This window comes from Bradyrhizobium sp. SZCCHNR3119 (genome assembly GCF_032487775.1).
In the GTDB taxonomy this organism is placed as follows: domain Bacteria; phylum Pseudomonadota; class Alphaproteobacteria; order Rhizobiales; family Xanthobacteraceae; genus Bradyrhizobium.
Window position 1 is genome coordinate 2679305 of record NZ_JAUEUV010000001.1, and the last position, 26910, is coordinate 2706214.

At 63.0% G+C, this 26910-nt stretch carries 20 protein-coding genes; 11 read left to right on the forward strand and 9 right to left on the reverse strand.

The annotated features are described in order from the left end of the window. Window positions 1-3 precede the first annotated feature (3 nt). On the reverse strand, window positions 4-1047 hold the full coding sequence (locus QX034_RS12505; RefSeq protein WP_315743637.1) for a transporter: 1044 nt from the start codon (window positions 1045-1047) through the stop codon (window positions 4-6). Window positions 1048-1461: 414 nt separating this feature from the next. Between QX034_RS12505 and QX034_RS12510 the strand changes: the two genes are divergently transcribed. Both QX034_RS12510 and QX034_RS12515 read left to right on the forward strand, forming a co-directional pair. Further along, window positions 1462-3951: an arylsulfatase gene (locus QX034_RS12510; RefSeq protein WP_316195436.1), complete on the forward strand. Its 2490-nt coding sequence runs from the start codon at window positions 1462-1464 to the stop codon at window positions 3949-3951. Between the two features lie 95 nt (window positions 3952-4046). Further along, window positions 4047-5519, forward strand: a complete 1473-nt coding sequence (locus QX034_RS12515; protein WP_316195437.1) for a DUF1254 domain-containing protein — start codon at window positions 4047-4049, stop codon at window positions 5517-5519. 336 nt (window positions 5520-5855) lie between these two features. On the opposite strand, the gene QX034_RS12520 is transcribed toward QX034_RS12515, so the two are convergent. Further along, complete coding sequence (locus QX034_RS12520; RefSeq protein WP_315702285.1) at window positions 5856-6452, reverse strand: cytochrome b; 597 nt, start codon at window positions 6450-6452, stop codon at window positions 5856-5858. Between the two features lie 141 nt (window positions 6453-6593). Between QX034_RS12520 and QX034_RS12525 the strand changes: the two genes are divergently transcribed. The 6 genes from QX034_RS12525 to QX034_RS12550 all read left to right on the forward strand — a co-directional run bounded on the left by QX034_RS12525 (window position 6594) and on the right by QX034_RS12550 (window position 15463). Beyond that, window positions 6594-7658, forward strand: a complete 1065-nt coding sequence (locus QX034_RS12525) for an AI-2E family transporter (protein ID WP_316189183.1) — start codon at window positions 6594-6596, stop codon at window positions 7656-7658. A gap of 130 nt (window positions 7659-7788) precedes the next feature. Continuing rightward, window positions 7789-8448, forward strand: coding sequence for an ABC transporter ATP-binding protein (locus QX034_RS12530; RefSeq protein ID WP_315702283.1), 660 nt, complete (start codon window positions 7789-7791; stop codon window positions 8446-8448). Beyond that, the gene (locus QX034_RS12535; protein WP_316189182.1) at window positions 8445-10808 is read left to right on the forward strand and encodes an ABC transporter permease; all 2364 of its coding nucleotides are present in this window, start codon (window positions 8445-8447) and stop codon (window positions 10806-10808) included. The genes QX034_RS12530 and QX034_RS12535 overlap by 4 nt, the downstream gene beginning before the upstream one ends. A 2-nt stretch (window positions 10809-10810) precedes the next feature. Continuing rightward, window positions 10811-12025 (forward strand): efflux RND transporter periplasmic adaptor subunit, encoded by a 1215-nt coding sequence (locus tag QX034_RS12540; RefSeq protein WP_315702281.1) that lies wholly within the window; start codon window positions 10811-10813, stop codon window positions 12023-12025. A 72-nt stretch (window positions 12026-12097) separates the two neighbouring features. Then, window positions 12098-14653, forward strand: a complete 2556-nt coding sequence (locus QX034_RS12545) for a cation-translocating P-type ATPase (RefSeq protein ID WP_315702280.1) — start codon at window positions 12098-12100, stop codon at window positions 14651-14653. A gap of 138 nt (window positions 14654-14791) precedes the next feature. Then, complete coding sequence (locus QX034_RS12550) at window positions 14792-15463, forward strand: tetratricopeptide repeat protein (protein ID WP_315743601.1); 672 nt, start codon at window positions 14792-14794, stop codon at window positions 15461-15463. Window positions 15464-15496: 33 nt separating this feature from the next. On the opposite strand, the gene QX034_RS12555 is transcribed toward QX034_RS12550, so the two are convergent. Genes QX034_RS12555 through QX034_RS12565 form a run of 3 tightly spaced genes read right to left on the reverse strand, consistent with a single transcriptional unit; the run spans window position 15497 to window position 19979 of the window. Continuing rightward, window positions 15497-15829 carry a DUF3240 family protein gene (locus QX034_RS12555; RefSeq protein WP_315702278.1) on the reverse strand — a complete coding sequence of 111 codons (333 nt, stop codon included), beginning with the start codon at window positions 15827-15829 and terminating at the stop codon, window positions 15497-15499. After that, window positions 15826-18903 (reverse strand): CusA/CzcA family heavy metal efflux RND transporter, encoded by a 3078-nt coding sequence (locus tag QX034_RS12560; protein ID WP_315702277.1) that lies wholly within the window; start codon window positions 18901-18903, stop codon window positions 15826-15828. The genes QX034_RS12555 and QX034_RS12560 overlap by 4 nt, the downstream gene beginning before the upstream one ends. Before the next feature lie 2 nt (window positions 18904-18905). Continuing rightward, on the reverse strand, window positions 18906-19979 hold the full coding sequence (locus tag QX034_RS12565; protein WP_315702276.1) for an efflux RND transporter periplasmic adaptor subunit: 1074 nt from the start codon (window positions 19977-19979) through the stop codon (window positions 18906-18908). A gap of 436 nt (window positions 19980-20415) precedes the next feature. Between QX034_RS12565 and QX034_RS12570 the strand changes: the two genes are divergently transcribed. Continuing rightward, the gene (locus tag QX034_RS12570; RefSeq protein ID WP_315702275.1) at window positions 20416-20889 is read left to right on the forward strand and encodes a hypothetical protein; all 474 of its coding nucleotides are present in this window, start codon (window positions 20416-20418) and stop codon (window positions 20887-20889) included. Window positions 20890-21024: 135 nt separating this feature from the next. On the opposite strand, the gene QX034_RS12575 is transcribed toward QX034_RS12570, so the two are convergent. After that, complete coding sequence (locus QX034_RS12575) at window positions 21025-21468, reverse strand: cyclic nucleotide-binding domain-containing protein (protein ID WP_315702274.1); 444 nt, start codon at window positions 21466-21468, stop codon at window positions 21025-21027. 73 nt (window positions 21469-21541) lie between these two features. Then, entirely contained in the window at window positions 21542-22228 is a 687-nt protein-coding gene (locus QX034_RS12580; protein WP_315702273.1) for a response regulator transcription factor, read from the reverse strand. Between the two features lie 271 nt (window positions 22229-22499). Between QX034_RS12580 and QX034_RS12585 the strand changes: the two genes are divergently transcribed. Beyond that, window positions 22500-23024, forward strand: a complete 525-nt coding sequence (locus tag QX034_RS12585) for a L,D-transpeptidase (protein WP_315702272.1) — start codon at window positions 22500-22502, stop codon at window positions 23022-23024. 35 nt (window positions 23025-23059) lie between these two features. On the opposite strand, the gene QX034_RS12590 is transcribed toward QX034_RS12585, so the two are convergent. After that, the gene (locus tag QX034_RS12590; protein WP_315702271.1) at window positions 23060-23734 is read right to left on the reverse strand and encodes a YggS family pyridoxal phosphate-dependent enzyme; all 675 of its coding nucleotides are present in this window, start codon (window positions 23732-23734) and stop codon (window positions 23060-23062) included. A gap of 129 nt (window positions 23735-23863) precedes the next feature. Between QX034_RS12590 and QX034_RS12595 the strand changes: the two genes are divergently transcribed. Continuing rightward, on the forward strand, window positions 23864-25561 hold the full coding sequence (locus QX034_RS12595; RefSeq protein WP_315702270.1) for a diguanylate cyclase domain-containing protein: 1698 nt from the start codon (window positions 23864-23866) through the stop codon (window positions 25559-25561). Between the two features lie 27 nt (window positions 25562-25588). On the opposite strand, the gene QX034_RS12600 is transcribed toward QX034_RS12595, so the two are convergent. Beyond that, a complete protein-coding gene (locus tag QX034_RS12600) occupies window positions 25589-26575 on the reverse strand; it encodes a GGDEF domain-containing protein (protein WP_315703141.1) in 987 nt (328 codons plus the stop codon). Between the last annotated feature and the right edge of the window lie 335 nt (window positions 26576-26910).

A 26910-nucleotide genomic window follows, 5' to 3' on the forward strand; every position in this document is an offset into this window, starting at 1 on the left:
TAGCTACTTCGTGACTATCCGCTTCGGGGGCGCGGTCGGCATCGGCGGCGCCGGCGAAATGGAGAACGTCACCCAGGCATTCCAGCCGTCGGGCCGGCGTTCTGCGGCAAATTCCTTGTAAGCCTTGAAATTCAGATAGCCCTGCATCTCGCCGACCGGGAAAATGAACCCGACCTGCGGACCCACGGCCGCGACCTGAGAGCGGAAGCAGCCGACCCGATCACCGGAACCGCTGTCGCAGCCGAGCTGCTTGTAGACGTAGCCCACCAGGCCGACCTGGACCTGCTTGCTCAGGAACTGCGACGCGCCCCAGTCGAAGTGCATGTCGACGCCGCTCTGATACTGCGTGTCGGTATTCTTGAGATTGTAGGTAAAGCCAAGCACGCCGGAGAGCTCATGTCCGGTCTGCGGATTGAAGTAGGTATAGCCGCCGCCCGCATCGATCGCACCATGTCCGATGCCGATATTGGCGAGGCGCGTCGAGCTGTAGGCGCCGACCGGGATGTCACCCATGACGTAAGTCATGTAGTTGTTGACGCCGGCATTCCAGCGCATGGCGAATTGCGGGATCAGATCACCGAAGCCCGCTGTGGAGTCGCTGATGGAATCGAACCGCGAGAACGGGATCGAGCCGAGCGGGGTCGAGAGTATGCCCGTCACCGATCCGTTGAGCGAGGTGGTATTGGCACCATAGATTCCGATCAGGCTGGCTGACGCCTGACCGCCGAGCACCGGCGTTGCAAAGACATAGGTCGCATTCAGCAGCCCGAGATCGACCTTGGCATTCAGATTCGCGTTTACTGTCGCGGTGAGATTCACCGGAATGCGGCCGATCTGGATTTCGCGTGCCCGTGCCACTTCGGCGCCTGCAGAAACCGAGGTGTGATAATAGATCGAAGCGGCCGACCATCCCGGCTGTTGAGGTGTGGCCGCAAGGCTGCCGAATGTGCCGGGGATCCAGAAGCTGATACCACCTTCATCTGCCGAAGCCACGACGGGCGCCGAAGCGACGATTGCGAATACAATTGCGGCCAGCGCCTTGGTCATTCTCATTGCAGCTCCCCCCCTCTGAACCACGGCCCCGTCCCGTGTGCAGTCCCGAACACGACGCTGAAAATATGACACCGACGGACAAGCGGGCCATAGCTGCCTTAGAGCAGGGAAAGTATTTTGCAACCATATGTTGCACAACGGGTACAGAGCCCTATCGCACCGCTCACCTCGGATCATTGAGGGCGCTGCACGCTGCAGCAGCAGGCAACGCAACGCGTAGTCTCACCCAGCGCGCGCGAATGACGTTCTCGTCTGGATCAATTCTCACGCCGCCGTCGTAGGTAAGTGACGTGTCGCACACAACATTATTCCTACTTCTCGCTTGTCGTCCAGTGCGTTGATTTGCGTCAATTCGTGGCTGTCGACACCAGCCCATGATTGTTTTCTATTTTGAAGGGAGACACTGCAATGATCTCCACTCGCTTCTTCGTTGTCGCACTTGCATTTTCCTTCTTGACGCCAGCGGTTGCTCAGCAAAGTCAACCAAGCACCTCTCCACCACTCGGCTCACCTGCTGCAACCACCACCATTCCAGGTGATCAGTTGCCGCCACCGCCGCCGAAATTCGGGGGCGTGATCAAGCACGACGCCAAGGATTCGAAGCCCTGGTGGCCGCCGACGGTGGTGCCGCCCAAGGGCGCGCCGAACGTGCTGCTGATCATGACCGACGATTCCGGTTATGGCGTGCCGAGCACTTTCGGCGGCGTGATCCCGACGCCAACGCTCGATCGGATCGCCAACAACGGACTGCGCTACACCCAATTCCACTCGACCGCCCTCTGCTCGCCGACACGAGCCGCGTTGATTTCAGGCCGCAATCATCACTCCGTCGGATTCGGCCAGATCAGCGAATTTGCAACCGGCTACCCGGGCTATGACTCGATCATCGGTCCGGAGAACGCCACCATCGGCCGGATCCTGAGCGACAACGGCTACGCCACCTCGTGGTTCGGCAAGAACCACAATACGCCCTCGTTCCAGTACAGCGCGGCGGGACCGTTCGACCAATGGCCGAGCGGGATGGGCTTCCAATACTTCTACGGATTCATGGGCGGCGAGTCCGACCAGTGGACGCCGTATCTCTTCCGCGATCACACCCCGATCTATCCGTGGATCGGCAGGAAGGACTACAACCTCGTCACCGACATGGCGGACGAGGCCATCAAGTACATGAAGGCGCTCGATGCCTCGGCGCCAGACAAACCGTTCTTCATTTACTACGTGCCCGGCGCGACGCACGACCCGCACCAGCCGACCAAGGAATGGATCGACAAGATCAGCAGCATGCACCTGTTCGACCAGGGCTGGGAGAAATTGCGTGAGCAGATCTTTGCCAACCAGAAGCGCCTCGGCGTGATTCCTGCAAACACGCAGCTCACGCCCTGGCCGAACGAGTTGCCGAAATGGGATTCGCTCTCCGAAATCAAGAAGAAGATCGTCATCCGCGAGGCCGACGTGTTCGCCGCCTACACCGTCTATAACGATCACGAGATCGGCCGTGTGGTCCAGGCCGTCGAGGACATGGGCAAACTGGACAACACGTTGATCATCTACATCAACGGCGACAACGGCACGAGCGCGGAAGGCTCGATGATGGGGACGCCGAACTGGCTGACCGTCGCCAACGGCGTGCTGGAACTGCCGGAGCTCGAATATCTGCGGTATTACGAGTCCTGGGGCTCCGACCAGACCTATCCCCATATGGCAGTGCCGTGGGCGTGGGCATTCGACACGCCATTCAAGTGGGTCAAGCAGGTCGCGTCGCATTTCGGCGGGACGCGGCAAGGCATGGCCATCTCGTGGCCCGGTCACATCAACGACGTCGGAGGCATTCGCAGCCAGTTTCACCACGTGATCGACATCGTGCCCACGATCCTCGAGGCGGCCGGGATCAAGGCGCCGGACATGGTCGACGGCATCAAGCAGAAGCCCATCGAAGGGGTGAGCATGGCGTACACCTTCGACAAGGCGAATGCCAACGCGCCGTCCAGACATACCACTCAGTACTTCGAGATGTTCGCCAACCGCGGCATCTATCACGATGGCTGGTATGCCGCGACCACGCCGCCCGAGCCGCCGTGGCTGGTCGGCACGAAGCCGCTGCCTCCGGTCGATCAGTACAAGTGGGAACTCTACAACATCGCCGAGGACTTCTCGCAGAACAACGACCTGGCGGCGAAGAATCCCGAAAAGCTCAAGGAGCTGCAGGCGCAGTTCCTCTCGGAGGCGGCAAAGTACCAGGTCCTGCCGCTTGACAACTCGGTGCTCCCGCGCCTCCTCACGCCGCGGCCAAGCGGCACCGCCGGACGATCCGAGTTCGTCTACACGGGCGAGAACGTGGACATTCCGATCGGCAATGCTCCGAGTCTGCTCAACCGCAATTACACGATCACCGCCGACATCACGATTCCGGCGGCCGGCGCGGAGGGAATGGTCGCCACCATGGGCGGTCGTTTCGGCGGCTACGGGCTCTACCTGCTCGGCGGCAGGCCGGTCTTCGTCTACAATCTGCTCAACTTGAAGCGCTATCGCTTTGAGGGCGGCGTCGGCGCCGAGGACTGGCTGGGCGGCCGAGCCCTCGAGCCGGGCAAGCACACGATCGTGTTCGATTTCAAGTACGACGGACCAGGCCTCGGCAAAGGTGGCACCGGCGTGCTGACGGTCGACGGAAAGGTGCTGTCGCAGCTGAAGATGGAGCATACCATTCCGTTCATGATGGCGATCGATGAGTCTTTCGACGTCGGGCTGGACACCCGTACGCCGGTGGACGACAGCTACAAACTGCCGTTCCGCTTTACCGGCAGCATCGATAAGCTGACCATCAAGACCGGTCCGGAGCAGTTGGCCGCGGAAGAGCGCGAGCAGATGAAACGGGCCCTCGCGACCGGACACGACTGATCGTCGGACGCAGACCGCAGACTCTCTGTGAGTCCGACAGCGCGCGGTCGTCCTGATCCGACCGCGGGGCTTCCTCCAACGAACGGGCATCGACCATGTTGAGCGAACGGAGTCTATCGTTTCACCGCCGGGACCTGCTGACGACCGCCTTCGGCGCAGGGGTCGGCGCCATGCTGCCGGCGGCGACCGCCCGAGCCGCCGGTCCTCTCGAGCGCGCCTTCGGGGACGTGCGAGGAGATGCGGTCGAGGAGTTCGCGTATTTGCTGGGCATGGAAGCATACGTCTATGGCTTCCCCCTTGTGATGATGGATGTCACCAACCGCGTAGAGACTGCGACCTCCGAGGCGGGCGAATATGCCGCGCCTATAAACCAGCTCTTCAAAATGAAAGGGTTTGTCAGTCCGGACTTCAAGAACTGCGTCCGTATCAGCGTCAACTCGGTGTGGTCCGGCGGCGTCTTCGATCTCGAAAAGGAGCCACAGGTCTTCTCGTACCCGGACTCGAATGGACGCTATTTCGTCATCCAGTTGCTGAACATGTGGACCGACGATTTCGCCTCCGTCGGGACCCGCACCACCGGTAGCGCCGGTGGCAACTTTCTGATTGTCGGCCCGAACTGGAACGGCACGGCGCCACCCGACGTCAAAGCTGTCTATCGCTGCTCCACCCGATACGGGTGGGCCCTGGTGCAAATGGCCGCCGCTGGTCCGCAGGACTTCCCGGAAATCCACAAATTGCAGGATGGGCTGAAGCTTACGCCACTGAGCGCCTGGGGTACTCCATACGAGCCTCCGAAGAATGTTCCCGTCGATCCCGACGTCGATCTCACCGCCACACCTTACGATCAGGTGCGATTGATGACAGGGGAGATGTTCTTCAGCCGTCTCGCCGCTCTGCTGAAAGACAATCCGCCGTACCTGGCTGACGCTCCGATGATTACCAAGCTCAAGCGTATCGGTGTCGAGCCCGGCAAGCCGTTCGACCGCACGACCGTGGAGCCCGCCATCATCAAAGGGCTGAACCGGGTGCCCGCTGAAATCTGGTTCAAGCTTGAAACAGGTCCGTATACCGCGCCTACCGTCAACGGTTGGCAGAACACGCTCAATATCGGGAGATTCGGCACGGATTATACGACGCGCGCGTTCGTCGCCTGGTTCGGACTTGGAGCGCTCACGGCGGACGACGCGGTCTATCCCACGGCCTTCGTCGATGGCGATGGCGATGTTCTCGACGGCTCACAAAAATATCTTCTGCATTTCGCAAAGGATGAGATGCTGCCTTCCGAGAGCGGCGTCTGGTCGATATCGCCGTATCGCGAAAACTTCTACGTCCGCAACGCCATCGATCGCTATGGCGTGACGTCCGGAATGCCGCTGAAATACAATCCGGACGGCTCGTTGGACATCTACATCCAGTCGCGGTCTCCGGGAGGAGACAAGGAAGCAAATTGGCTACCTTGCCCGCCGAGCCTTCCCTTCAACCTGAGCATCCGGGTGTATCAACCGAAGGCTGCCCTCAAGGACGGCACGTACAAGATTCCGCCAATTCGGCGCGTTCGCGACAGTTGACGCGGGTGTGACGGCCAATACGATTCAAAGCGCCGCTCGCTTGAAACCGGTGGCGTCCGCCATTGCTCAGTTGGAGCGGGTCATCGATGGCCGATCATCGGCAATGTCGCTGCGCCCGCAATTCGCTCGGGTCTCTTGTCTCTCGGGTCTCTTGGGCGCAGTGGCAACGTCGATCTCAGTCCTGATTTCCGGATCGGTGAGGTCACCGACAGATCTTTACCATTCCATTCACGCTGTCCGAAGCGTGATTCCTCGACATGATTCCTCAAGGCTGATGCGCTTTGGCTGCGGTGCGCGCCACTCTTGTACAGATCACTTTTTGCGTAATCGTCTTTGCTAGCGCGGTCTCACCTGTTCTTTGCCCAGGTTCTTTGCCCAGGTCGGCAGCATGCGGCGCAGCGTATCGTCGCCGAAGACGACGTGATGGACGAGCGCCGCGGCCATGTGGAAGAACGCCAGGGCCAGAAGGACATTAGCCAGGACCTCGTGCACTTCCTTGACGGTATGGGCGAATGCCTTGTCGGCCAGCCACGGCGATGGAATTTCGACGAGCCCAAAAATCGGAAGGGCATGCCCCTTGGCAAATTGCAGCGCGATTCCGCAGATCGGGACTGCAATCAGCAGCGCATAGAGCGCATAATGCATGAGTCGCGAGACCGGGTCGGTCCACTCGACGAGCCACTTTCCGAATTCCGTCGGCGTGACCTTCGGCGGCGGATTTGCCATCCGCCACGGTACCCGAACGAAGGCGATCAGGAGGATGACCAAGCCGATCCAGATGTGAGCGAGCAAGCCCGCGTCCCGCGCGCCTCCCCGAGGAAGCTCATCGCCAAACGTGCCCAAGACCCAGGCCAGGGCCACCAGGGCCACCGTGATCCAGTGCAAGAGCTTTGCGACCGGACCGTACCCTTGACTTAGCTCTTGAGAATCCATGTCCCGTCCTCCTGCGGGAAATTTAGGCCACGCAGCAGGCGAAGATTTGATCCGCATCAAGAGGCAAATCTCGTTTGTTGCTTTCTCGCGTGAGGAAGGTGCGATGCTGCGGACGGAACAGGACACATAAGGAAGGTCATCTTGCGCGACGACATGGAGCGGACGCCTTCAGACAGCTTCGCGCGGCGGCTTGTTCTGGTGTGCCTCGTCGGTGCGGCACTGATCGCGATCTGGAAGCTCTCGGACGTTCTCGTCTTGGCTTTCGGCGCCGCGCTCCTCGCGCTCCTGCTGCGAGGCTTGGCGCACGAACTCGGCCGCAGAACCCGGCTGCCGGATCAATGGGCGGTACTGCCTGTCATCGTCGCGCTTGCCGGATCGATCGGCGCCGTCGGTTGGCTGTTCGGGGCGCAAATCTCGGCGCAATTCAGCGTGCTCGCGAAGGACCTCCCGCAGAGCCTCTCGGAAATCGTCCGCGAATTCGGATCGAGTTCGGTGGGCGTGTGGCTGCTCGGGCAGGTGCGCGACATGAACCTCGGCAACGCGACCGGGCAGGCTGCGGGTTATCTTGCGGCGCTCTTTGGCTCGGTCGTTCGGGCAGGCGCCTACGTCGCCGTCCTGCTGTTCGCTGCGGTCTATCTGGCGGTGCAGCCGACACGGTATATCGAAGCCCTGCTGCGGCTCGTTCCGGCAGATCGCCGCGAGAGAAGCCGCGATGTCGTCGATCTCCTTGGAATGACCCTGCGGCGCTGGCTGATCGGTCAGTCGGTCACGATGGCGGTCGTCGGCACATTGACAAGCATCGGCCTCCTCACGCTCGGCGTCGCTGCGCCGATCGCGCTCGGGATCATCTCGGGGATGTTTGCCTTCATCCCCTATGTCGGGCCGATCCTGGCGTCGGTGTCCGCCATACTCATGGCCGCGATGCAGGGACCGATGCTGGTCGTCTACGTCATCGCGCTCTACGCCGGAATTCATTTTATCGAAGGCAATCTCATTACGCCGTTGGTCCAGGCGGAAGCCGTCGAGCTGCCTCCGGTGCTCACGCTGTTCGCGACGCTCGTCTTCGGATTGTTGTTAGGTCCGTTCGGCGTCCTGCTGGCCGCGCCGCTCGCTGTCGTGCTGCTGGTTCTGGTCAATACGGTCTATATAGAGGGACTGCTCGGCGAACGCCGCGTGTGGCCGTCAAGCCCCAAGCCACCGCGCTGACTTTACGGATGTGGCGCTCATGGACTCCGCGGACGAGCCAGGCCAACACGGGATCGAATGTGGCGTTGCCGCCGCAGCTGAGACCCCAACACCCGTCTTCCGTGCCCGTCGTCTTTCAAAAACCTACCATATGGGCGACGTCGAGGTGCATGCCCTACGGGATGTCGACCTCGATATCTTCGAACGCGAATTTGTCGTGCTGCTGGGACCATCGGGTTCGGGCAAATCGACGCTGCTGAACATCCTTGGCGGGCTGGACAGTCCGACTTCGGGCGAAGCCCATTGGCGCGATCACGATCTGGTCGCGGCAGGAGATGCCGAACTGACGCGCTACCGGCGCGAACATGTCGGCTTCGTCTTCCAATTCTACAATCTCATCCCCAGCCTCACCGTGCTGGAGAACGTCGCGCTGGTCAAAGAGATTGCGGAACGGCCGCTCGATCCTCTGGAGGTGATCAGGCTGGTCGGCCTCGAGCACCGCATCGACCACTTTCCGTCCCAGCTGTCCGGCGGCGAACAGCAGCGCGTGGCGGTGGCCCGCGCCATCGTCAAATCCCCGGACGTGCTGCTCTGCGACGAGCCCACCGGCGCGCTGGATTACGAGACCGGCAAGGTGGTTCTGGCGGCGATCGCGCGTGCCAACGAGAGGTTTGGCACCACGATCATCATCATCACCCATAATGCCGCGATCGCCGGCATGGCCGATCGCGTGCTGCGGCTCGGCGGTGGACGGATCGTCGGCGAAGAGCGCAATGCGCGACGGCTCTCGGCCGACGAGGTGCGCTGGTGAGCCTGCTGGACCGCAAACTGCGGCGCGACATCAGCGCAATGCGCGGCCAAGTGCTTACCATCGCGCTGCTCGTTGCCGCCGGCGTCGCGGTCTTTGTCGGGTCGGTTTCGACCTACGTATCCTTGCGCTCGGCCTGCGAGCGGTTCTACGCGTCCGCCCGGTTTCCAGAGATTTTCGTGACGCTCAAGCGGGCGCCATTGTCGATCGTGCCGCGCCTCAGCGCCACTGCGGGCATCGTTGCCGTCGAGCCCCGCATCGTCCGCGAAGTCATCATCGACTGGCCGGCGGCATCACAGCCGGTGTCGGCACGCATGGTCTCTTTGAATCATGCCGGCGACGAACAGCTGGCGCGGCTACATTTTCGCCGCGGCACGGCACCTGACCCGGGCTCGCCGAGGGACGCCGTCATCAACGAAGCCTTTGCCGAGGCGAACGGCGTGAAGCCCGGCGACGAGGTCCGCGTGCTGCTCAACGGCAAGCTCCAGAGCTTTCGCGTCTCGGGGATCGCGCTGTCACCGGAATATGTCTACGCGGTCAAGCCTGGACTGCCCATTCCGGACGACCGGCTCTACGCTATCCTTTGGGTGGACCGTCGCGCCGCCGAAGCGGCTTTCGACATGAAGGCCGCCTTCAATGATGCCGTCATTTCCCTGGCTCCCGGTGTGGATCCGCAGCCGGTGATCGAAGAACTGGATCGGCTGCTGGACCCCTATGGCTCGGTCGGGGCCATCGCACGCCGGGACCAGCCCTCCAATCGCTTCCTTCAGGATGAGCTGAACCAGCAGAGGGTGATGTCGATCACCATTCCGTTCATCTTCTTTGGTGTCGCCGCGTTCCTTCTGAACAGTGCGCTCGGCAGACTGGTCGGCGCTCAGCGCGAGCAGATCGCAGCACTGAAGGCGCTGGGCTTTCCGACCGTCACACTCGCGCTGCATTATCTGAAGCTCGTCCTGGTCATAGTGCTGATCGGCTCGGTGCTCGGCATCGCTGCCGGTCTTGGCTTCGGGGAAGCGATGATGGCCAGCTATCAGGGCTTTTTCCGCCTGCCCGACCTCCCATTCAACCTGACGCCTTGGTCGATCGTTGCGGGCGTCGCGATCAGCCTGGCCGCAGGTTCGCTAGGCGTCCTGACGGCGTTGCGGGATGTCGTCGGCCTGGCCCCGGCGGTTGCGATGCGACCGGCCGCGCCGCTCGGATTTCGTCGCTCTCTCTTCGAGACGCTTCTGCCGGGCAGGGCGATGACGGTGCGTTGGATGATGATGCTGCGGAACATGGCCGGACGACCGTTCCGTTCGCTGCTCACCGTGGTCGGGGTTGCGTTTGCCGTGCCCATGATGGTGCTGGGCATATTCTGGCGCGACGCCATCGACCAGATGATCGATCTGCAGTTCAATCTGATCGAGCGGGGCAATGTTTCGATCACGTTTTCGCACCCAATGGACCGCGTCATCATTCGCGATCTGGCGCGCCTGCCCGGCGTGTTGGCCGTCGAGGGGCAACGCATCGTGCCGGTTCGGCTGCGTGCCGGACAGCACAGTTATCTGACCTCGGTGATCGGCCTGTCGTCCGCCGACCAGCTTCGCCGGCCGCATGACGCGGCGCTGCGACCGATTGCCGCTTCTCCGGATGGCGTGACGCTGACCCTGAGGCTGGCCGAACGCCTCGGGGCGAAGCCGGGCGATGTGATCACCGTCGAGACGATGGAAGGCCGTCGGCTGAAGCGCGACCTTCCGGTGAGCGCGACCGTCGACGAGTCGATCGGGATGGCATCCTACATGGATATCGATACGCTCAATCGCTTGACCGCAGAAGGAGCCACGATTTCCGCAGCCAGCCTGTATGTCGAGCCGACCGCACTGCCGGCATTGGGGCGAAGCTTCAAGAACCTGCCGACGATCGAATCCGTATCGATGAAAGCCTACACGCTATCGTCATTTCTGGAGAAGATCGGCGGGTTGGTTTTCGTCAGCGCCGGCATTCTCACCGTCTTTGCCGGGATCATCACCGTGGGCGTCGTCTACAACAGCGCGCGGATCAGCCTGCAGGAGCGCGCCTGGGAGCTTGCAAGCCTGCGCGTGCTCGGCTTTACCCGCAGCGAGGTCGCAGGCATCCTGTTTGGAGAATTCGCCGTCGAGATAGCACTGGCCATTCCGATCGGGCTCTCGTTGTCACATGGGATCATCGCCGTGATTGCCCGCTTTCATTCCAACGAAAGCTTCCAGATTCCCGCGGTCATCGAGCCCCGGACGTATCTGATCGCGGCCGGCGTCGTCCTGGCGGCAGCCGCGGGAAGCGCATTCGTCGTCCGCCGGCGCGTCGACCAGCTCGACCTGGTGGCGGCACTCAAGACAAGGGAATAAGCATGCACGTGGCCATCCGCCGCATCGCGATCGCCGGGGCCCTTATCGCGGTCGCGGCGCTGGTCGCCTGGGCGGTGATGCCGAGCGCCGTGACCGTCGAGACGGCAGTCGTCGCCAAAGGGCGATTTGTTGCCACCGTCGATGACGATGGGAAGACTCGTATCCGCCAGCGCTATGTGGTGGCGGCGCCGCTCGCCGGCCGGCTTGGACGTATCCGCTTCAAGGCAGGAGACCAGATCAAGTCTGACGATGCCGTCGCCACCATCACGCCTTCGCCCGCACCCCTGATGGATCCTCGCAGCCGTCACGAAGCCGAGGAGCGGCTTGGCGCGGCGGAGGCCAATGTGGCGCGCGCCAAGGCAGTGGTCGAGCGGGCGCATGCCCAGAGTGATCAGGCGAACGCCGACGTGGCCCGCACGCGGACACTGGCTGAGCACGGGACGGCGACGGCTCAGGCATTGGAGCACGCCGAGCTCGCTGTTCGGACCGCGGACCGGGATCTGCGCGCAGCAGAGTTCCTGGACCATGCTGCCGAACACGAGCTGAGCCAGATGCGCGCCTTGTTGGCACGCTATAGCGGCAACACAAATCCGGACGAGACCCCGGAAAGCTGGAGCGTCACGGCGCCGGTTACCGGAGTCGTGCTGAAAGTCGCGCAGGAGAGCGAGACGATCGTCCAGCCGGGAACACCGCTCCTGGAGGTCGGCGATCCGCACGATCTCGAAATCGTCGTCGATGTCTTGAGCACGGATGCCGTCGAAATTCGCCCGGGGGCGGATGTGACGATTATTCATTGGGGCCGTCCGGAGCCGCTGTCCGGACGCGTCCGCCGGGTCGAACCGGCAGCCTTCACCAAGATCTCGACTCTCGGGGTGGAAGAGCAACGGGTCAACGTCCTGATCGACATCACCTCGCCGGCGGAGCAGTGGACACGGCTCGGCGATGCCTATCAGCTCGATACGCAGATCGTCGTGTTCACGAAGGATGACGCGACCATCGTTCCGGCCGGAGCTCTCTTTCGCCGCGGCGATCAATGGAGCGTCTACGCCGTCAAGGATGGCCGGGCCGAACTGCGCAGCGTCGAGGTGCTACGCCGCTCGGGTCGGTTTGCCGCAATCGCCTCCGGGCTTACCGACGGCGAAGCGGTTATCGTCTATCCCGGCGATCGTGTTGCGTCGGGAGTGCGCGTCACATCGCGCCCGCAGGCCGCGCCGTAGCCATGCCGGCCAATCTTCAAAGTAGCTACCGCCGGAAAGAATATGACAGCTCTCCGAGATGATGGGTGTCCGATGGGTCTGACCGGCCTCAGCGAAAGCGAAGCGCAGGCGCGGCTGGCCGCCGAGGGCGCCAACGAACTCCCTCAACCGGAGCGTCGCACGCCGCTTCGTATCGTGCTCGAAGTCCTCCGTGAGCCGATGTTCGCGCTGCTGATCGGGGGCGGGGTCATCTACGTCCTGCTCGGGGACATCAAGGAAGCGCTGATCCTGCTCGGCTTCGCGATGCTCTCGATCCTGATCACTGTCGTTCAGGAAAGCAGGACCGAGCGCGTGCTCGACGCGCTGCGCAACTTGGCGAGCCCGCGCGCATTGGTGATCCGCGATGGCGTGCGCAAGCGGATTGCCGGACGCGAGGTGGTCCGCGGCGATCTCATCCTTCTGACCGAGGGCGACCGGGTTCCAGCCGATGGCTTGTTGCTCGAGGCGCGGGATTTGCAAGCCGACGAATCCTTGCTGACCGGCGAGTCCGTTCCGGTGCGAAAGCTCGCCTCGCCCGACGCACAGCGCACGATTGCGGCGCCTGGCGGCGAAGATTCGCCGTACGTCTTTTCAGGCTCGCTCGTGGTTCGCGGCAACGGCACGGCCGAGATCGTCGCCACGGGCGCGCGCAGCCAGATGGGCAAGATCGGGCAATTGCTCCATGGGCTCGAGCCCGAGCCGCCCCGTCTGCAAATCGAGACCCGCAGTCTGGTCCGGCTCGCGGCGATCGGCGGCGGCGCCGTCAGCCTCGTGGTCATGGTCCTCTACGGCTTGTTCCGCGGCGGCTGGCTGGAAGCATTGCTGGCGGGCATTACCATCGGCATGTCGATGTTGCCGGAAGAATTTCCGGTGGTGCTCACGGTGTTCATGGCAATGGGGGCCTGGCGCATCTCCCGCGCGCGGGTGCTGACACGCCGCTCGACGGCGATCGAAGCGCTCGGCTCGGCGACGGTGCTGTGCACGGACAAGACCGGGACGCTGACCGAAAATCGAATGTCCATTGTCGAACTGCGAGCGGGCGAAGCCAGATGGCGGCCTGGCGATGCGGGTCCGGCCAGTGATGACATTCAGCAGCTTGTCACCTTTGGCGTTCTCGCGAGCGCGCCGGAGGCGTTCGATCCGATGGAGAAGGCGCTGCGCGAGGCTGCAGACCGGCTCTCCGAACCAGACGTCGATCCGCGGCCGGACGCAAGACTGGTGAACACCTACGGCCTGCGACCGGAGCTTCTGGCGGTTACGCAAGTTTGGGCCAGAACTGACGGCGAGCCGCTGGTCGTCGCCGCGAAGGGAGCTCCGGAGGCGATTGCTCGGCTGTGCCGGCTCTCGACGAGCGAGACCGCCGATCTGGAAGCGTCGGTCGAAGCCATGGCCGCGCAGGGCATGCGCGTGCTGGCGGTCGCGCGCGCGCAGTATGGCGGGACGAAGCTGCCTGACACGCCGGCCGATTTTGCGTTCGACCCGCTCGGCCTGATCGGGTTCGCCGACCCGTTGCGGGCGAGTGTTCCGGCCGCAGTGCGGCAGTGCCAGACCGCCGGCATCCGGATCGTGATGATCACGGGCGACTATCCGACGACCGCCGTTGCGATTGCCCGCCAAGCCGGCATTGCGGCGAACGAAGCTGTCACGGGTGAGATGATCAACAGGGAGGACGCCACAGCGCTGGTCTCCTACGCGCGGAGCGCGACCGTGTTTGCGCGGATCGTGCCCGAACAGAAACTGCGCATCGTGGAAGCGCTGAAAGCGGACGGGCAGATCGTCGCCATGACCGGCGACGGCGTCAACGATGCACCCTCGCTGAAGGCGGCGCATATCGGCATCGCCATGGGCGGGCGCGGCACGGATGTCGCCCGCGAAGCCTCCGCCATCGTGCTGCTGGATGACGATTTCGGATCGATCGTCACCGCCGTCCGACTCGGTCGGCGCATCTACGACAATCTGCGCAAGGCGATGAGCTTCATCGTGGCCGTCCATGTCCCCATCGCCGGCCTTGCCTTGCTGCCGCTGCTGCTGGGATTGCCAATCATTTTCAGCCCGATCCACATAGCCTTCCTCGAACTGGTCATCGATCCCGTCTGCTCCCTGGTCTTCGAGGCCGAGACGGAGGAGGAGGACGTGATGCGCCGGCCGCCGCGGTCGCCGACCGAGCGATTGCTGCCGCTTCCATTGATCGCCTGGGGAGCCCTGCAGGGCGCACTTGTGCTTGTCATGGCTGGGGCCATGTTCATCTTCGCATCGAGGAATGGCATGCCCGGCGACGAGGTGAGGGCACTCACCTTTGTTTCGCTCGTTGCCGGCATTTTCAGTCTGGTGCTGGTGGACCGCTCTTTCAGTTCATCGCTCAAGCTTGCGCTGGTTCGTCCCAACTTGGCGCTGCTCTCGATCCTGCTCGGCGTTTGCGCCATGCTCGGCCTCGGCCTGAGCGTCCCGGCCTTACGTGAGCTGTTTCGGTTCGGCGCGCTGCATCTCGACGATCTGGCGCTGGCGCTCGGTTCCGCACTGCTCATCTTCGCGGTGTTGGAGTTGCTGAAGCCGTTCTGGCGGCCGAGGCTCACGGGCCGCCGTCTCAGCCTGGGAGCCGGGGAACTCTGACAAAAGGCCGTTGATCCATATCAGCTGGCTGTCAGCTTCGATCTGCCATATTGCGGGTCAAACAAGCCGTGTTTTCCGGGAGCATGTCCATTGTCCAGGTCCGCCGCGGTCCTGCCCGCCGCAATGAGGGCGCCGGCAATGCGAGCATCTATCCGGAAGCGAATGGCTTGCGGCAGAGCTGCCGGCAATACCGTCAGATTTGCTCTGGCTGGGGCGATCGTCACTGCCGCCCTGGTCGCGTCTTACGCGCCGCCGGCGCTGGCCCTGAGCGAGGAAGATTGGGATTCCTGCGCGCGTGCTGCCGAGTTGGCGTCCGACCGTCCGATCCGCGGCTGCACGGCTGTCATCAAGGCGAGTGAGAGGGTGCTTGCCCATCTCGTCGCCGCCTACAACAACCGGGGTCTTGCCTTCAGGTCCAACGGCGAGCTCGACCGCGCCATCGAGGATTACGACCAGGCCATCCGCCTGCAGCCGGATTATTATATCGCGATCAATAATCGCGGCGTCGCTTTGATGGCCAAAGGGGAGTTCGATCGCGCCATTGCGGATTTCGATCGCGCCATTCAACTGAAGCCGGACTATCTGGCAGCGTTCGGCGCACGCGCAGCAGCTTATGGCCACAAAGGCCTGTTCGATCGCGCGATCGCCGACCTCGACGTGGTGATCAAAGCCGATCCGAAGAATGCGTTGTTCGTCCGTGAGCGGGGAACGATGAAAGCGAAACTCGGCGACCGCATCGGCGCTGAAGTGGACTTCCGCCGCGCCGAGGCTCTCACCTCCGGCGTTGCTCGGACAGAGCGCCCGAAGTGAAGCGCGGCTCCGATCGGACCGCCACGGCCGCGATCAAGGCAGATCCTCGGCCGAGCCGTCGACCACCCCGAATTCCAAAACGGGCATGATCCAATAGACCATCCTGGATCCGGCGAAGGCCGTCTTCAGGCGCTGGATCAATTGCGTTGCATCCTGCCGACGAAGAATGGTCCGCACCATCACTTCATCGGCATGGCCTCTGACCCGTTCGGACGGAGTCTGCAAGCGGACGTTCGGGCCGTGCCCGGCAACAGCAGACGCCGTAAAGCCGGACGCGAGGTCGCCCTGTTCGCCGAAATAATCGAACAGTTCGTCGCGAAGCGATTGCGGGATGACCAGCGTGAGGCAGACGAGCTCGGCACTCATTTGGCGACCTTCGCGGCGCCGCCGAAGCGGCGATAGAGGATTGGCAGCAGGATCAGCGTCAAAGCCGTCGACGAGACCAGCCCGCCGATGACCACGATCGCCAATGGGCGCTGGATCTCCGACCCCGGACCGGTCGCGAACAGCAGCGGGATCAAGCCGAGCGCCGTGATGCTCGCCGTCATCAGGACCGGCCTGAGCCGGCGCTGGGCGCCCTCGACCACGATCTGCCTTTCCGGCACGCCGCGGGCGCGGAGTTGGTTGAAGTAGGAGACCAGCACGACGCCGTTGAGCACCGCGATGCCGAGCAGCGCGATGAACCCAACCGATGCCGGAACCGACAGGTACTCACCGGTCAGGATCAATGCGAAGACACCGCCGATGACGGCGAACGGAATGTTGACCAGGACCAGCAGCGCCTGGCGGATCGAGCCGAAGGTCGTGAACAGCAGCACAAAGATCAGCCCGATCGCAACGGGGACCACGATCGACAGGCGCGCGGCGGCCCGCTGCTGATTTTCGAATTGACCGCCCCAGGTCAGCCGATAGCCTTGCGGCAGCGGCAACTCCGCCGCCACCTTCCGCTGGGCCGCCTCGACGAAGCCGACCATGTCGCGCCCGCGGACATTGACGCGCACCACGCTCATTCGGGATCCGTTCTCTCGATTGACCTGGACGGGACCGTCGACGCGGCGAATCCGGGCCACTTGCGACAGCGCAACATGTTGACCCGAAGCGAGCGTCAGCGGCAGGCTTGCGAGCAGCGTCGGCGTCTCCCGCGAGGTCTCGCTGCCGCGAACCAGGATCGGGGTGCGGCGGCCGTCTTCGAGCACCGTTCCGATCGTGCGGCCTTCGATCTGGGTGCGCAACGAATTGGCGATCGCGTCCACGCTGAGACCGAGCCGGCCGGCTTCCATGCGGTTCACCGCAACCGTGTAGTACTGCGCACCTTCGTTGAGCGTGGTGTAGACGTCGTCGGCGCCGTCGATGCTGGACAGGATGGCGGACAGCTTGCTCGCGATCTCGTTGAGCTTGGTGATGTCAGGGCCGAATATCTTCACTGCGACATCGCCGCGCACGCCGCTGATCATTTCCTGCACGCGCATGTCGATCGGCTGGGTGAAGCTGAGTGACAGTCCCGGGAAATCGGTCAGCACATGCCTTAGCTCTTCGAGCAGCGCCGTCTTGTCAGCTGCCTTGCGCTCCTCGACCGGCTTCAGGACCAGGAACGTGTCGGTCTGGTTGGGTCCCATCGGGTCGAGCCCGAGCTCGTCGGAGCCGGTTCTCGCGACGATGCCTTTGACGTCCGGCACTTTCGCCAGAATGGCAGACTGAAGCCGCGTATTGATCGCGATCATCTCGTCGAGATTGATCGACGGAAGCGCCTCGACACTGATGATCGTATCGCCTTCGTCCATCGTCGGCATGAACGTCTTGCCGAGCTGGGTATAGGCGTAGGCTGCAGCTGCCAGCGCCAGCAGTGCGGCGATCACAACCTTGCGCTCGTTCTTGAGCGCCCAGCCGAGTGCAGGCGCATACAGGCGCGAGGCCATCCGGACCAGCCATGGATCGCCATGCGATGCGCTCTTCAGGAGGAAGGAGGTCGCAACCGGGATCACCGTAAGCGCGAGCAACAGCGAAGCGGCCAATGCGAATATGATCGCGAGCGCGACCGGAATGAACAGCTTGCCCTCGAGCCCCTGCAGCGTCAGCAGCGGCACGAACACGATGATGATGATCAGCACGCCGGACGCGACCGGCTGCAGCACTTCTGAGACCGAGCGGAAAATGATATGGACGAGCGGAGCGGCCGTTCCCTGCCGCTCCTTGCTGAGATTTCCGACGACGTTCTCGACGACCACGACGAGCGCATCGATCAGCATGCCGATGGCGATGGCAAGGCCGCCCAGGCTCATCAGGTTCGCCGACATCCCCACGATGCGCATCACGATCAGGGCGATCACGATTGCGAGCGGCAGGCTCAAGGCGATCACCAGCGAGGCGCGCCAATTGCCCAGAAACAGCAGCAGGAGGACAACCACCAGGACGGTTGCTTCGCCGAGCGCGCGGACCACGGTGCCGACGGCACGGTCGACCAGCCGGCTGCGATCATAAAACACGTTGATGCTGACGCCCTGCGGCAGCAAAGGCTTGAGTTCGTCGAGCCGTGCCCGCACGTCGCTGACGAGCTGGCGCGCATTGGCGCCGCGCAGTCCGACGACGATCCCTTCGACGGTTTCGCCGCGACCGTCACTCGTAACCGCGCCATAGCGCGTCAAGGATCCCACCTGGACGCGGGCGACGTCCTTGACCCGGATCGGGACGCCGTCCTTGGTATCGATAACGATCTGCCGGATGTCCTCGATCGAGCGGATGCTGCCTTCGATCCGGACCAGGGCGCTGTCCTCGCCCTGGTTGACGCGGCCGGCGCCGTCGTTCTTGCTGTTGGCGTCGATCGCACGCCGAAACATATCGTAGGAAATGCCACGCGCCGCGAGCGCATCGCTGAGCGGCACGATCTCGAACGCACGGACATGACCGCCGAGAGCGTTAACATCGGCCACGCCGGGAACGGTGCGCAGCGCCGGTCGGATCACCCAATCAAGCAGACTTCGCCGCTCGGCAAGCGAGAGGTCCGCACCATCGATGGTGAACATGAACATCTCGCCGAGCGGGCTGGTGATCGGGGCGAGGCCGCCGGTCACACCCTCCGGCAGATCACGGCTGACATTGGCCAGGCGTTCGGAGACCTGGTTGCGCGCCCAATAGATGTCGGTGCCGTCCTCGAAATCGACCGTGACGTCCGCAAGCGCGTATTTGGTCGTCGAGCGCAGGATCTTCTTGTTCGGCAGTCCGAGCAGTTCAAGCTCGATCGGGACCGTGACGCGCTGCTCGACCTCCTCCGGCGTGAGCCCCGGTGCTTTCATGATCACCTTGACCTGGACGGGCGAGACATCCGGAAAGGCGTCGATCGGCAGGCTGGGCAACGCGACCAGTCCGGCACCGACGAGGAGAAGCACGCCGAGTGCGACGAACAGCCGCTGCGAAAGTGCAAATGCGACAAGACGCTCGAGCATGATCAACCCGCACCGAGCTTGAGCAGGACCCCGCGAAGCGCAGAGATGCCGCTGACGGCGATGGCGTCCTTGTCGCTGATCGGACCGGACACCACCACATGCTCCTGGTCCTCTTCGAGCAGCGTAACCGGAACGAGGTGAAAGCCGCCTTCCGTCGCAACGAATACCGAGGCCTGTTCGCCGCGGCGGATCAATGCGCTGTAGGGAATCTGCCAGGCCGTTTCGACAGAGGATACAAATCCGATCCGCGCCTGGGCTGTCTGCCCAGGCCGCAGCTGGCCGTTGTTCGGCACCTCCGCCCGGACCAGGACGGTCTGGGTCGCGGGATCGGCGGTTTCCGAAACCAGCACCACCTGCCCCGGCGTCGAATAGCCCTCAACGTCCACCTTCGCCCCCGGGCGGATGGCGCGGATATTCGACGCAGGGATTGCGATCTCGACCCATAACGGAGACAGCTGGGCAAGCTTGATCAGCGACGCCGTCTGTTCCACCCGCTGTCCGGGAGAGACCGCGATATCGACGACGGTCGCGGCGCGCGGCGCCACCACGGACAGCGCCGCGCTGATGGCACCTTCGTTGGTCAGTTTCGAGAGCGCCTCATCCGACAGCCCGCTCAGCCGCAGCACTTGCCGCCGCTCAGCAACCACGATGCTGGCCTGCCGGGCTTCGGTCTGGCTCGCCTCCAGAACCCGCTGAGGGGTCGCATTGCCCTGGAATAGCTGAGTGTTTCGCGCGAGCTGCTGAGCGGTCAGGGACTCCTGCGCCACGGCCTGCAGGTACTCGCGTTGCTGCGACACGAAGCTCGGGCTCTCCATCATGACGAGAGGCTGGCCGGCCTTGACCCGGTCGCCGCGCGCCACCGAAAGGCTCGTGACCATGCCGGCGACAGGGCTGCTCACGACCCATAATTGCGGCGTCGGAATAACGATCTGGGCGGGGTAGGGCAGCGTCTTATCGATCGGGCTCGCGATCGGATGGACCACGCGGACCCCGAGGCTGGTTGCCTGCTCCGGGCTGAGTTTCACGGTATCCTCGGCCATCGCCTCTGACGGCAGGGCCAGAAGCGCCAACGTCATCACGATGCGAGCCCTCTTTCGCCATGAGGGCGTTGCTGAACTCAGGTGCATGGCAAGGATTCCACGGGCAAGATCGCGATAACAGATTTGGCCCTTTGCAACCGGCTAGTCCCGATCTGCATGTCGGAGGTTGATATTTATCAATGCCGCTCGTCTTCCGGGGCGCTAATCGGTGCCGAGCGTAGACTTGCTTCGTCGCAAGTCCATGACCTCCTGAACAATGATGAATCAGCGCTGACGGGATGCTGTCGATCCATGTCAGCACATTGTAAGCTCGAATTTGCGACGCTGCGACGACGAATTGCACGTCGTGCCGCGTGCGGGCGGCGAACTGAGCGTGCTGTTCCGGCGCCGACATTCGCTCTCTCCTCTTAAGAGGCACCCGAGCGAAATGTGGGCGCGCCAAAAGGACAAGAAAACCACTGGGAGTCCCGCCATGCTGTCGAGGAAGTGGGCCCTTCCGGCAATTGCGTTCGCTCTCTGCTTGTTGGGCTCTCCCCAGGCCGCGTCGGCATACGGAGGAATTGGGCAGAATCCATGGAATCCTGCGCACCTCAGCAATCTACCTTCGGACCTCCGCGTGCAGGCGAAAAAATGGGAGGCCGCCTGTGGTGCTCCGATCGCTGCCGCCCAAGGGTTTGCGCTTTACCTGACCGCTCCGGGCGTTCAATTCGTCGCACTTCACTTCGATGATTTCCAATGCCGGAACAAGATCGCAGTATGCGACGCATACGGGTGTTTGCATGAAGTGTATGTGGCAAACCGAGGACGATATCGGAAAGTGCTGACCGTGCGTGCTCAAGATATCCGGCTGGTCCGCGACCAAGGCGCCGTATTTCTGGAGATACGAAACGGCTCGATCGCCGGTCCAACAATGCTTCGCTGGACCGGGTCACGCTTCATGCGATGAGCTGATACGTGGAAGTCGTGCGGCCGATTCCTTCCGATCGGTTCGTCGCAGATGCTGCCGACCTCTATGCGAGGCCGCCCCACGACCATGGGGCTTGCGACACCCAAAGTGCTTACGACGACACAGTCGCTGCAACTACGAAATCAGCTTCGCACCGGCGGTGAGGATGTCACTGGCGATCTGGTTCGCCCTGTTGGCGAACGCGTCGCGGAGCCGAACGGCAGCGGCCGGATCGCTCTCCAGAACTCGTTGAAACAGGCTTCGCGACAACCGCACCACGGTCGAATATTCCAACGCGATCGCAGTGGACGGTCGTGGCATCTCGAGCAAGAGAGCGAGCTCGCCGATCAGCATGCCGGGCTTGGCTACGATCTCGGCCCCGTTATCGTCATGAATGCGCAAGGAGCCGCGCTGGACCACATAGCCGCAATCGGCCGTATCACCAACACGGAACAGCACCTCGTCGGCCTGGACGTTGCGATTCTCGGCGCCGATCGCGAGCATGCGCAACGACTCGGGGCCAAGCAGCCGCAGGGTAGGGACGCGCTCCAAGAGCGCGATATCGTCTTCAATCGACATCAATGGCCCGGGAGAGGCGAGAACGACTCATTAAACTATAAACTATGCGGCAACTCGCCGCTCCCGGATCGTATCACGGCACCAGCTTGTAGCCACCGGCCTCCGTGACCAGGATTTCGGGATTGGCAGCATCTTTCTCGATCTTCTGCCGGAGCCGGTAGATGTGGGTTTCGAGCGTGTGGGTGGTGACCCCCGAATTGTAGCCCCAGACTTCCTGGAGCAGGGTCTCGCGCGAGACCGGCAGCTGTCCGGCGCGATAGAGGAAACGGAGGATCGCCGTCTCCTTCTCGGTCAGCCGAACCTTGCGGGCGTTGGGCCCGGTCAACATCTTCGAGCCCGGCCGGAAGCTGTAGGGGCCGACCGAGAACACCGCGTCCTCGCTCGCCTCGTGCTGTCGGAGCTGAGCGCGAATCCGGGCCAGCAGCACCGCGAAGCGGAAGGGCTTTGCGACGTAGTCGTTGGCGCCGGATTCGAGGCCGAGGATCGTATCGGAATCCGTGTCGTGCCCCGTGAGCATGATGATCGGCGCCTTGAAACCGCCCTTGCGCAACGAGCGCACCACCTCGCGCCCATCGGTATCGGGCAGGCCGACATCCATCAGGACCAGGTCGGGCGAGTTGGCTTTTGCAGCGCTGGCGCCCTTGGCACCGGTATCGACCGCTGAGGCTTCGAATTCGTCATGCAGCGAGAGCTGCTCCATCAGGGTGTCGCGCAGATCGGTATCGTCATCCACGATCAGGATCTTGCGGGCATTGGCCATTGGTACAATCCTCATATTGGCGCCGGAAGACCACACAGCAGGCGCCTGCAGCGGTGGCAATACAAGCCTCACGGGCCGTATTTCGTTTGAAGTAGGCGTCTGTTACCGATTCACAAGCGCGAGCACAGTCTACTCCAGATTTCCCGAGCGGCGAGACGAATGTCCTGCCAGGCCCGAGGCCGGACCATTTTCCCACATTAAGGCAATTGACGGGCAGAGCTGGCCAATGAAAAGGCAAGATTTATCATATTGTTACGAACGTAACCCAAAAATGAGGCAGCTCGCTACGGTGCGGATTCATACCGCTGCGGGGACTCGGATTCGTGGCTGGATGAGATTCTCGGGCCATGTCGTCCCCGTGGCGCTTGGCCGGGGCGGCGTCCTCGCCAACAAGCGGGAAGGTGACGGCGGCACCCCGCGGGGCACATTCCGGCCGCTTCGGCTGTGGTGGCGGAGCGACCGCCATGTCCGGCCCCATACTTTTTTACCGGTCCGGGTGATCGGCGCTGACGACGGATGGTGCGAGGATCCCGCCGACCGCCGCTACAACCGGCCGCTCCGGGTGGAGGGAGCCCAAGCCGGCGATCGGCTGCGACGTGACGACCGCCTCTATGATTTCATCATCGAAATCGACCACAATACCCGGCCGCGCGTTGCCGGCCGCGGCAGCGCGGTTTTCCTGCATCTCGCGCGCGCCAATTTCGGCCCCACCGCCGGTTGCGTGGCGATGAGGCCATCAACCATGCTGCGCTTGCTGCAACGGATCGGCCCGCGCACGCGGATCATCATCGAATAGGCGCCCGGCGAGACACGCCGCTACGGCGCAGCCCGCTATAGCCGGCGACCGAAAATGGCCGACCCCACCCGGACATGGGTGGCTCCGAACTGGATGGCGACCGCAAAGTCTGCACTCATGCCCATCGACAGGTTCGCCAGTCCGTTGCGCGCGGCGATCTTCGCGGTCAGGGCAAAATGCGGCGCCGGCGCTTCATTCACCGGCGGGATGCACATCAGGCCGGATATCACCAAGCCATAATGATCGCGGCAGCTCGCGATGAACGCATCGGCGTCGCCAGGCGCGATGCCGGCCTTCTGCGCTTCCTCGCCGGTGTTGATCTGGACGAACAGCTGCGGCCGGCGCTTCTGAGCCTCGATCTCCTTGGCAAGCGCCTGGCACAGGCTCGGCCGATCCACTGAATGGATCGCATCGAACAGCGCCACGGCCTCTTTGGCCTTGTTCGACTGCAACGGCCCGATCAGGTGGAGCGCAAGACCCGGATGAGCCGACATCAGAGCCGGCCACTTGGCCTTGGCCTCCTGCACCCGATTTTCGCCGAACACCCGCTGCCCGGCCGTAATCACCGGCTCGATCGCGTCAGCACCGTACGTCTTCGACACCGCGATCAGGGTCACGGCTTCGCGCGGGCGCCGCGCCTCGTTGCAGGCGCGCAAGATTTCCTGTTCCACCGCCGCCAATGCCGATGGTGAAGGCGAGGTTAAAGTCATGGGACGTTCTGTCGCCATCAGGTCTGGCACTCGTAAATTTGCGGACGTTCGTTCCAATTTTACCGAGTCCGGGAAAGGCTTTTTGAACCCTTCCACCTATCCTCGGCAATTGGGGGTACGGGACCGAAGATGCCAAGCATCCGCTTCAACCGCAATAGAGTAAGGCTCAAGCGGATACTGGGAATCCGTGCCCGCCTGGCCCTGCTGGCGGTGATCCTGGTTGCGCCATTGATGCTGGAGCGCGCGCGTTCGCTGGAAACCACGCGGGCGCGACAGATCGCGCTTGCCACCGAAGAATTCTCGACCGTCGCCAAACACAGCGCCGATACGCAGCGCGAGATCATCATGTCGGTCGAGACGCTGCTGAAGTCCTCGGCCTATATCCGCGCATCCACCGCCGGCATCGCGCGGAGCTGCGACATGTTGCGGGCCAGCCTGCCGCTGAACCTGCCCTGGATCCGCAGCATCATGATCGCGGGCCAGGACGGCCGCGTGCAGTGCTCGACCGATAACAACATTGTCGGCCTGGATGTGAGCAACCGTCCCTATTTCCGGAAGGCGCAAGACACGCGCAATTTCGTGTTCAGCGACTTCATGCTGGCACGGCAGGAGCAGAAGCCGATCATCATGGCCGCCTATCCGGTCTCTGCCATCACCGGCGAACCGGACGCTGTCTTGCTCGCGTCGGTCAATCTGGCGTGGATGTCCAAGATCATGAGCAATCTGGACGGCCGCCCCGGCATCTCGGCGGTGCTGGTCGACAGCACCGGGACCGTCCTGGCGGCGTCCGGCGACGAGTCGAGCTTGATCGGACAGTCGCTCGACAGCGCGCCGCTGTTGTCCGCGATCGCGGAGACCGCGATGAGTTCGGATCGCCGCGAAGGCTCGATCTCCTTCGCCGCCGCAGACGGCTCGCGCCGCGCCGTCACTTTCACCCGCATTGCCGACACCGGATCGCGTTTGATCCTGAGCATCGACGAGACAAGGGTCACCGCCGCAATCGATCAGGAAATTCGCACCGCCTATCTGCAGGCCGGCTTCGTCTGCCTGTTCGTTCTGCTGGGTGCCTTGATCGCCGCGGAGCATTTGATCGTCAAACCAATCAACCTGCTTGCCGCGACCGCGAAGCGGTTCGGACATGGCGATTGGCTGGCGCGCGCGACGACCGCGCGACTTCCGGCGGAATTCATGCCGCTCGCCAAGGCATTCAATGCCATGGCGACCAAATTAGCCCAGCGTGAGCGCGAGCTGGTCGAAGCCAACGACCGTCTGACAGTCATTGCCTCGATGGACATGCTGTCCGGCCTCGCCAATCGCCGCGGCTTCCAGAGCCGGCTCGATTTCGAATGGATCAAGGCACAGCAGCACGGCGGCGAGCTGGCGCTGCTGATGATCGATGTCGATCATTTCAAGCTGTTCAACGACACCTATGGGCATCCGGAAGGCGACGCGTGCCTGGCACAGCTCGGTGAGACACTTTCCAACATCGCGGCGGCGGCGACAGGTTTCGCAGGACGTTATGGCGGCGAGGAATTCTGCCTGTTGGTGCCGAATGCCGGTGCCGACCGTGCGTTGGAGATTGGCGAGATCGTCCGCGCGGCCGTGCTCGAACTCGGGCTGCCTCATGCGACGTCCGGACATCAATGCGTCACGGTCAGCGTCGGCGTCGCCTGCGCGCGGCCGAATCCCTCGCTGCGCCCGGTCGATTTGATCGAAGCGGCGGATGCCGCGCTCTATGCGGCGAAGCATCGCGGCCGTAATGCCGTGGTCGCGCATGGCTTCATCCAGATGGTCGAGGAGGGAAGCGACGCGGTTCGCGCGAGCTGACGCGACTTTCGAGAGAGGTTCTCGCGATCAGCCTACCGCGAGCTTGCGATCGAGCTCGGTCTCAGTGACCACGCGATTGCGGCCGAGCTTCTTGGCCAGATACAACGCACGATCGCAACGGTCGATCAGATCCGCCATCGATTCTCCGAACTGGAATTGGCCGACGCCGATCGAGACCGTGATGCGCGGCAGGGTTTCCCCGGTTGACCGGCGCGTGAACTGGCACTCCGAGATCGACCGGCGGATGCGTTCGGCGATCGCGGTGCAGGTCTCGAGGTCGGCCCGCGGAAGCACGGCAATCAGCTCCTCACCGCCATAGCGCGCCGGCAGATCCTTCTCCCGTACGCGCTCGCGCACCGCTTTCGCAACCAGGCGGAGCACCTGGTCGCCGACGCCGTGGCCAAAATTGTCGTTGAACTTCTTGAAGTGATCGACGTCGATCAGAAGCACGCTGAGCGGCTCATCCTGCTCCATGGCCGCGATCTGCGCCTGGCGGAAGAACTCCTCCAGCGCGCGGCGGTTCGGCAGGCCCGTCAGCGTGTCGGTCCGGGCCCGCTGCTCGGATTTGTTGAGGGAGTCGCGGATGGTGTCGAGCTCGCGCGACTTCTCCGCAAAGCTGGCTTCGAGCTTGGCCGCGCGTTCGGTGGCCTTGGCCAGCTCGCTCACCAGATTTTCAATCAGGGGCTTCGGATCGAAGCCGTCGCCGCTGCGGTCGGCAACGTCGTCGATCGCCTCGATCTGGGTCCGGTTCTCTGCAATGGCCGCCGTCAGGTACTGCTTGGCGGAATCCATCACGCCATAGAGCTGCTGCGACACCTTGTGAACCACCGCCGCATCGGCGCCTTGCGATCCGATGTAGGTATCATAGAGCGCCTGGCTCGTGGTCTTGTCGAACTTGCGCTTGTTGCTGATCAGGATGTCGACGGCCCGCTTCAAGTCGGACGCCGCACCCAGCGAGTATTGGAACCAGAGATGAAAGTTATTCGGTGTCGGCGGCACGTGCTGCTGCACCATCGCACGCAGCGCCTTGTCGGCGACAGAGGTCGCGTATTCGAAATCGAGCTCGTGGAAAGTGGCACTGGACACGATTTGAATGGGTCCCAGATACGGGCAGCAGAGCGCGCGCTGCGACGAGACTGTCCCACCCAAGTCTTAACCCCGCCTCAATCCGATCTCCGAGACTCGGCAGCAATCCCGTAAAAAACCTACCAAGTACCGTCGCTTAGCGCCCCGCCAGGCCGGTATCATCATGTGACCAGCCCATTGACCGGGCTGCAGATTTTATGGCCTAGTGCGGCGGATTTGATGGTCCGAACGGTTCGTCCGCACGTGTCATCGGAACTTCAAAT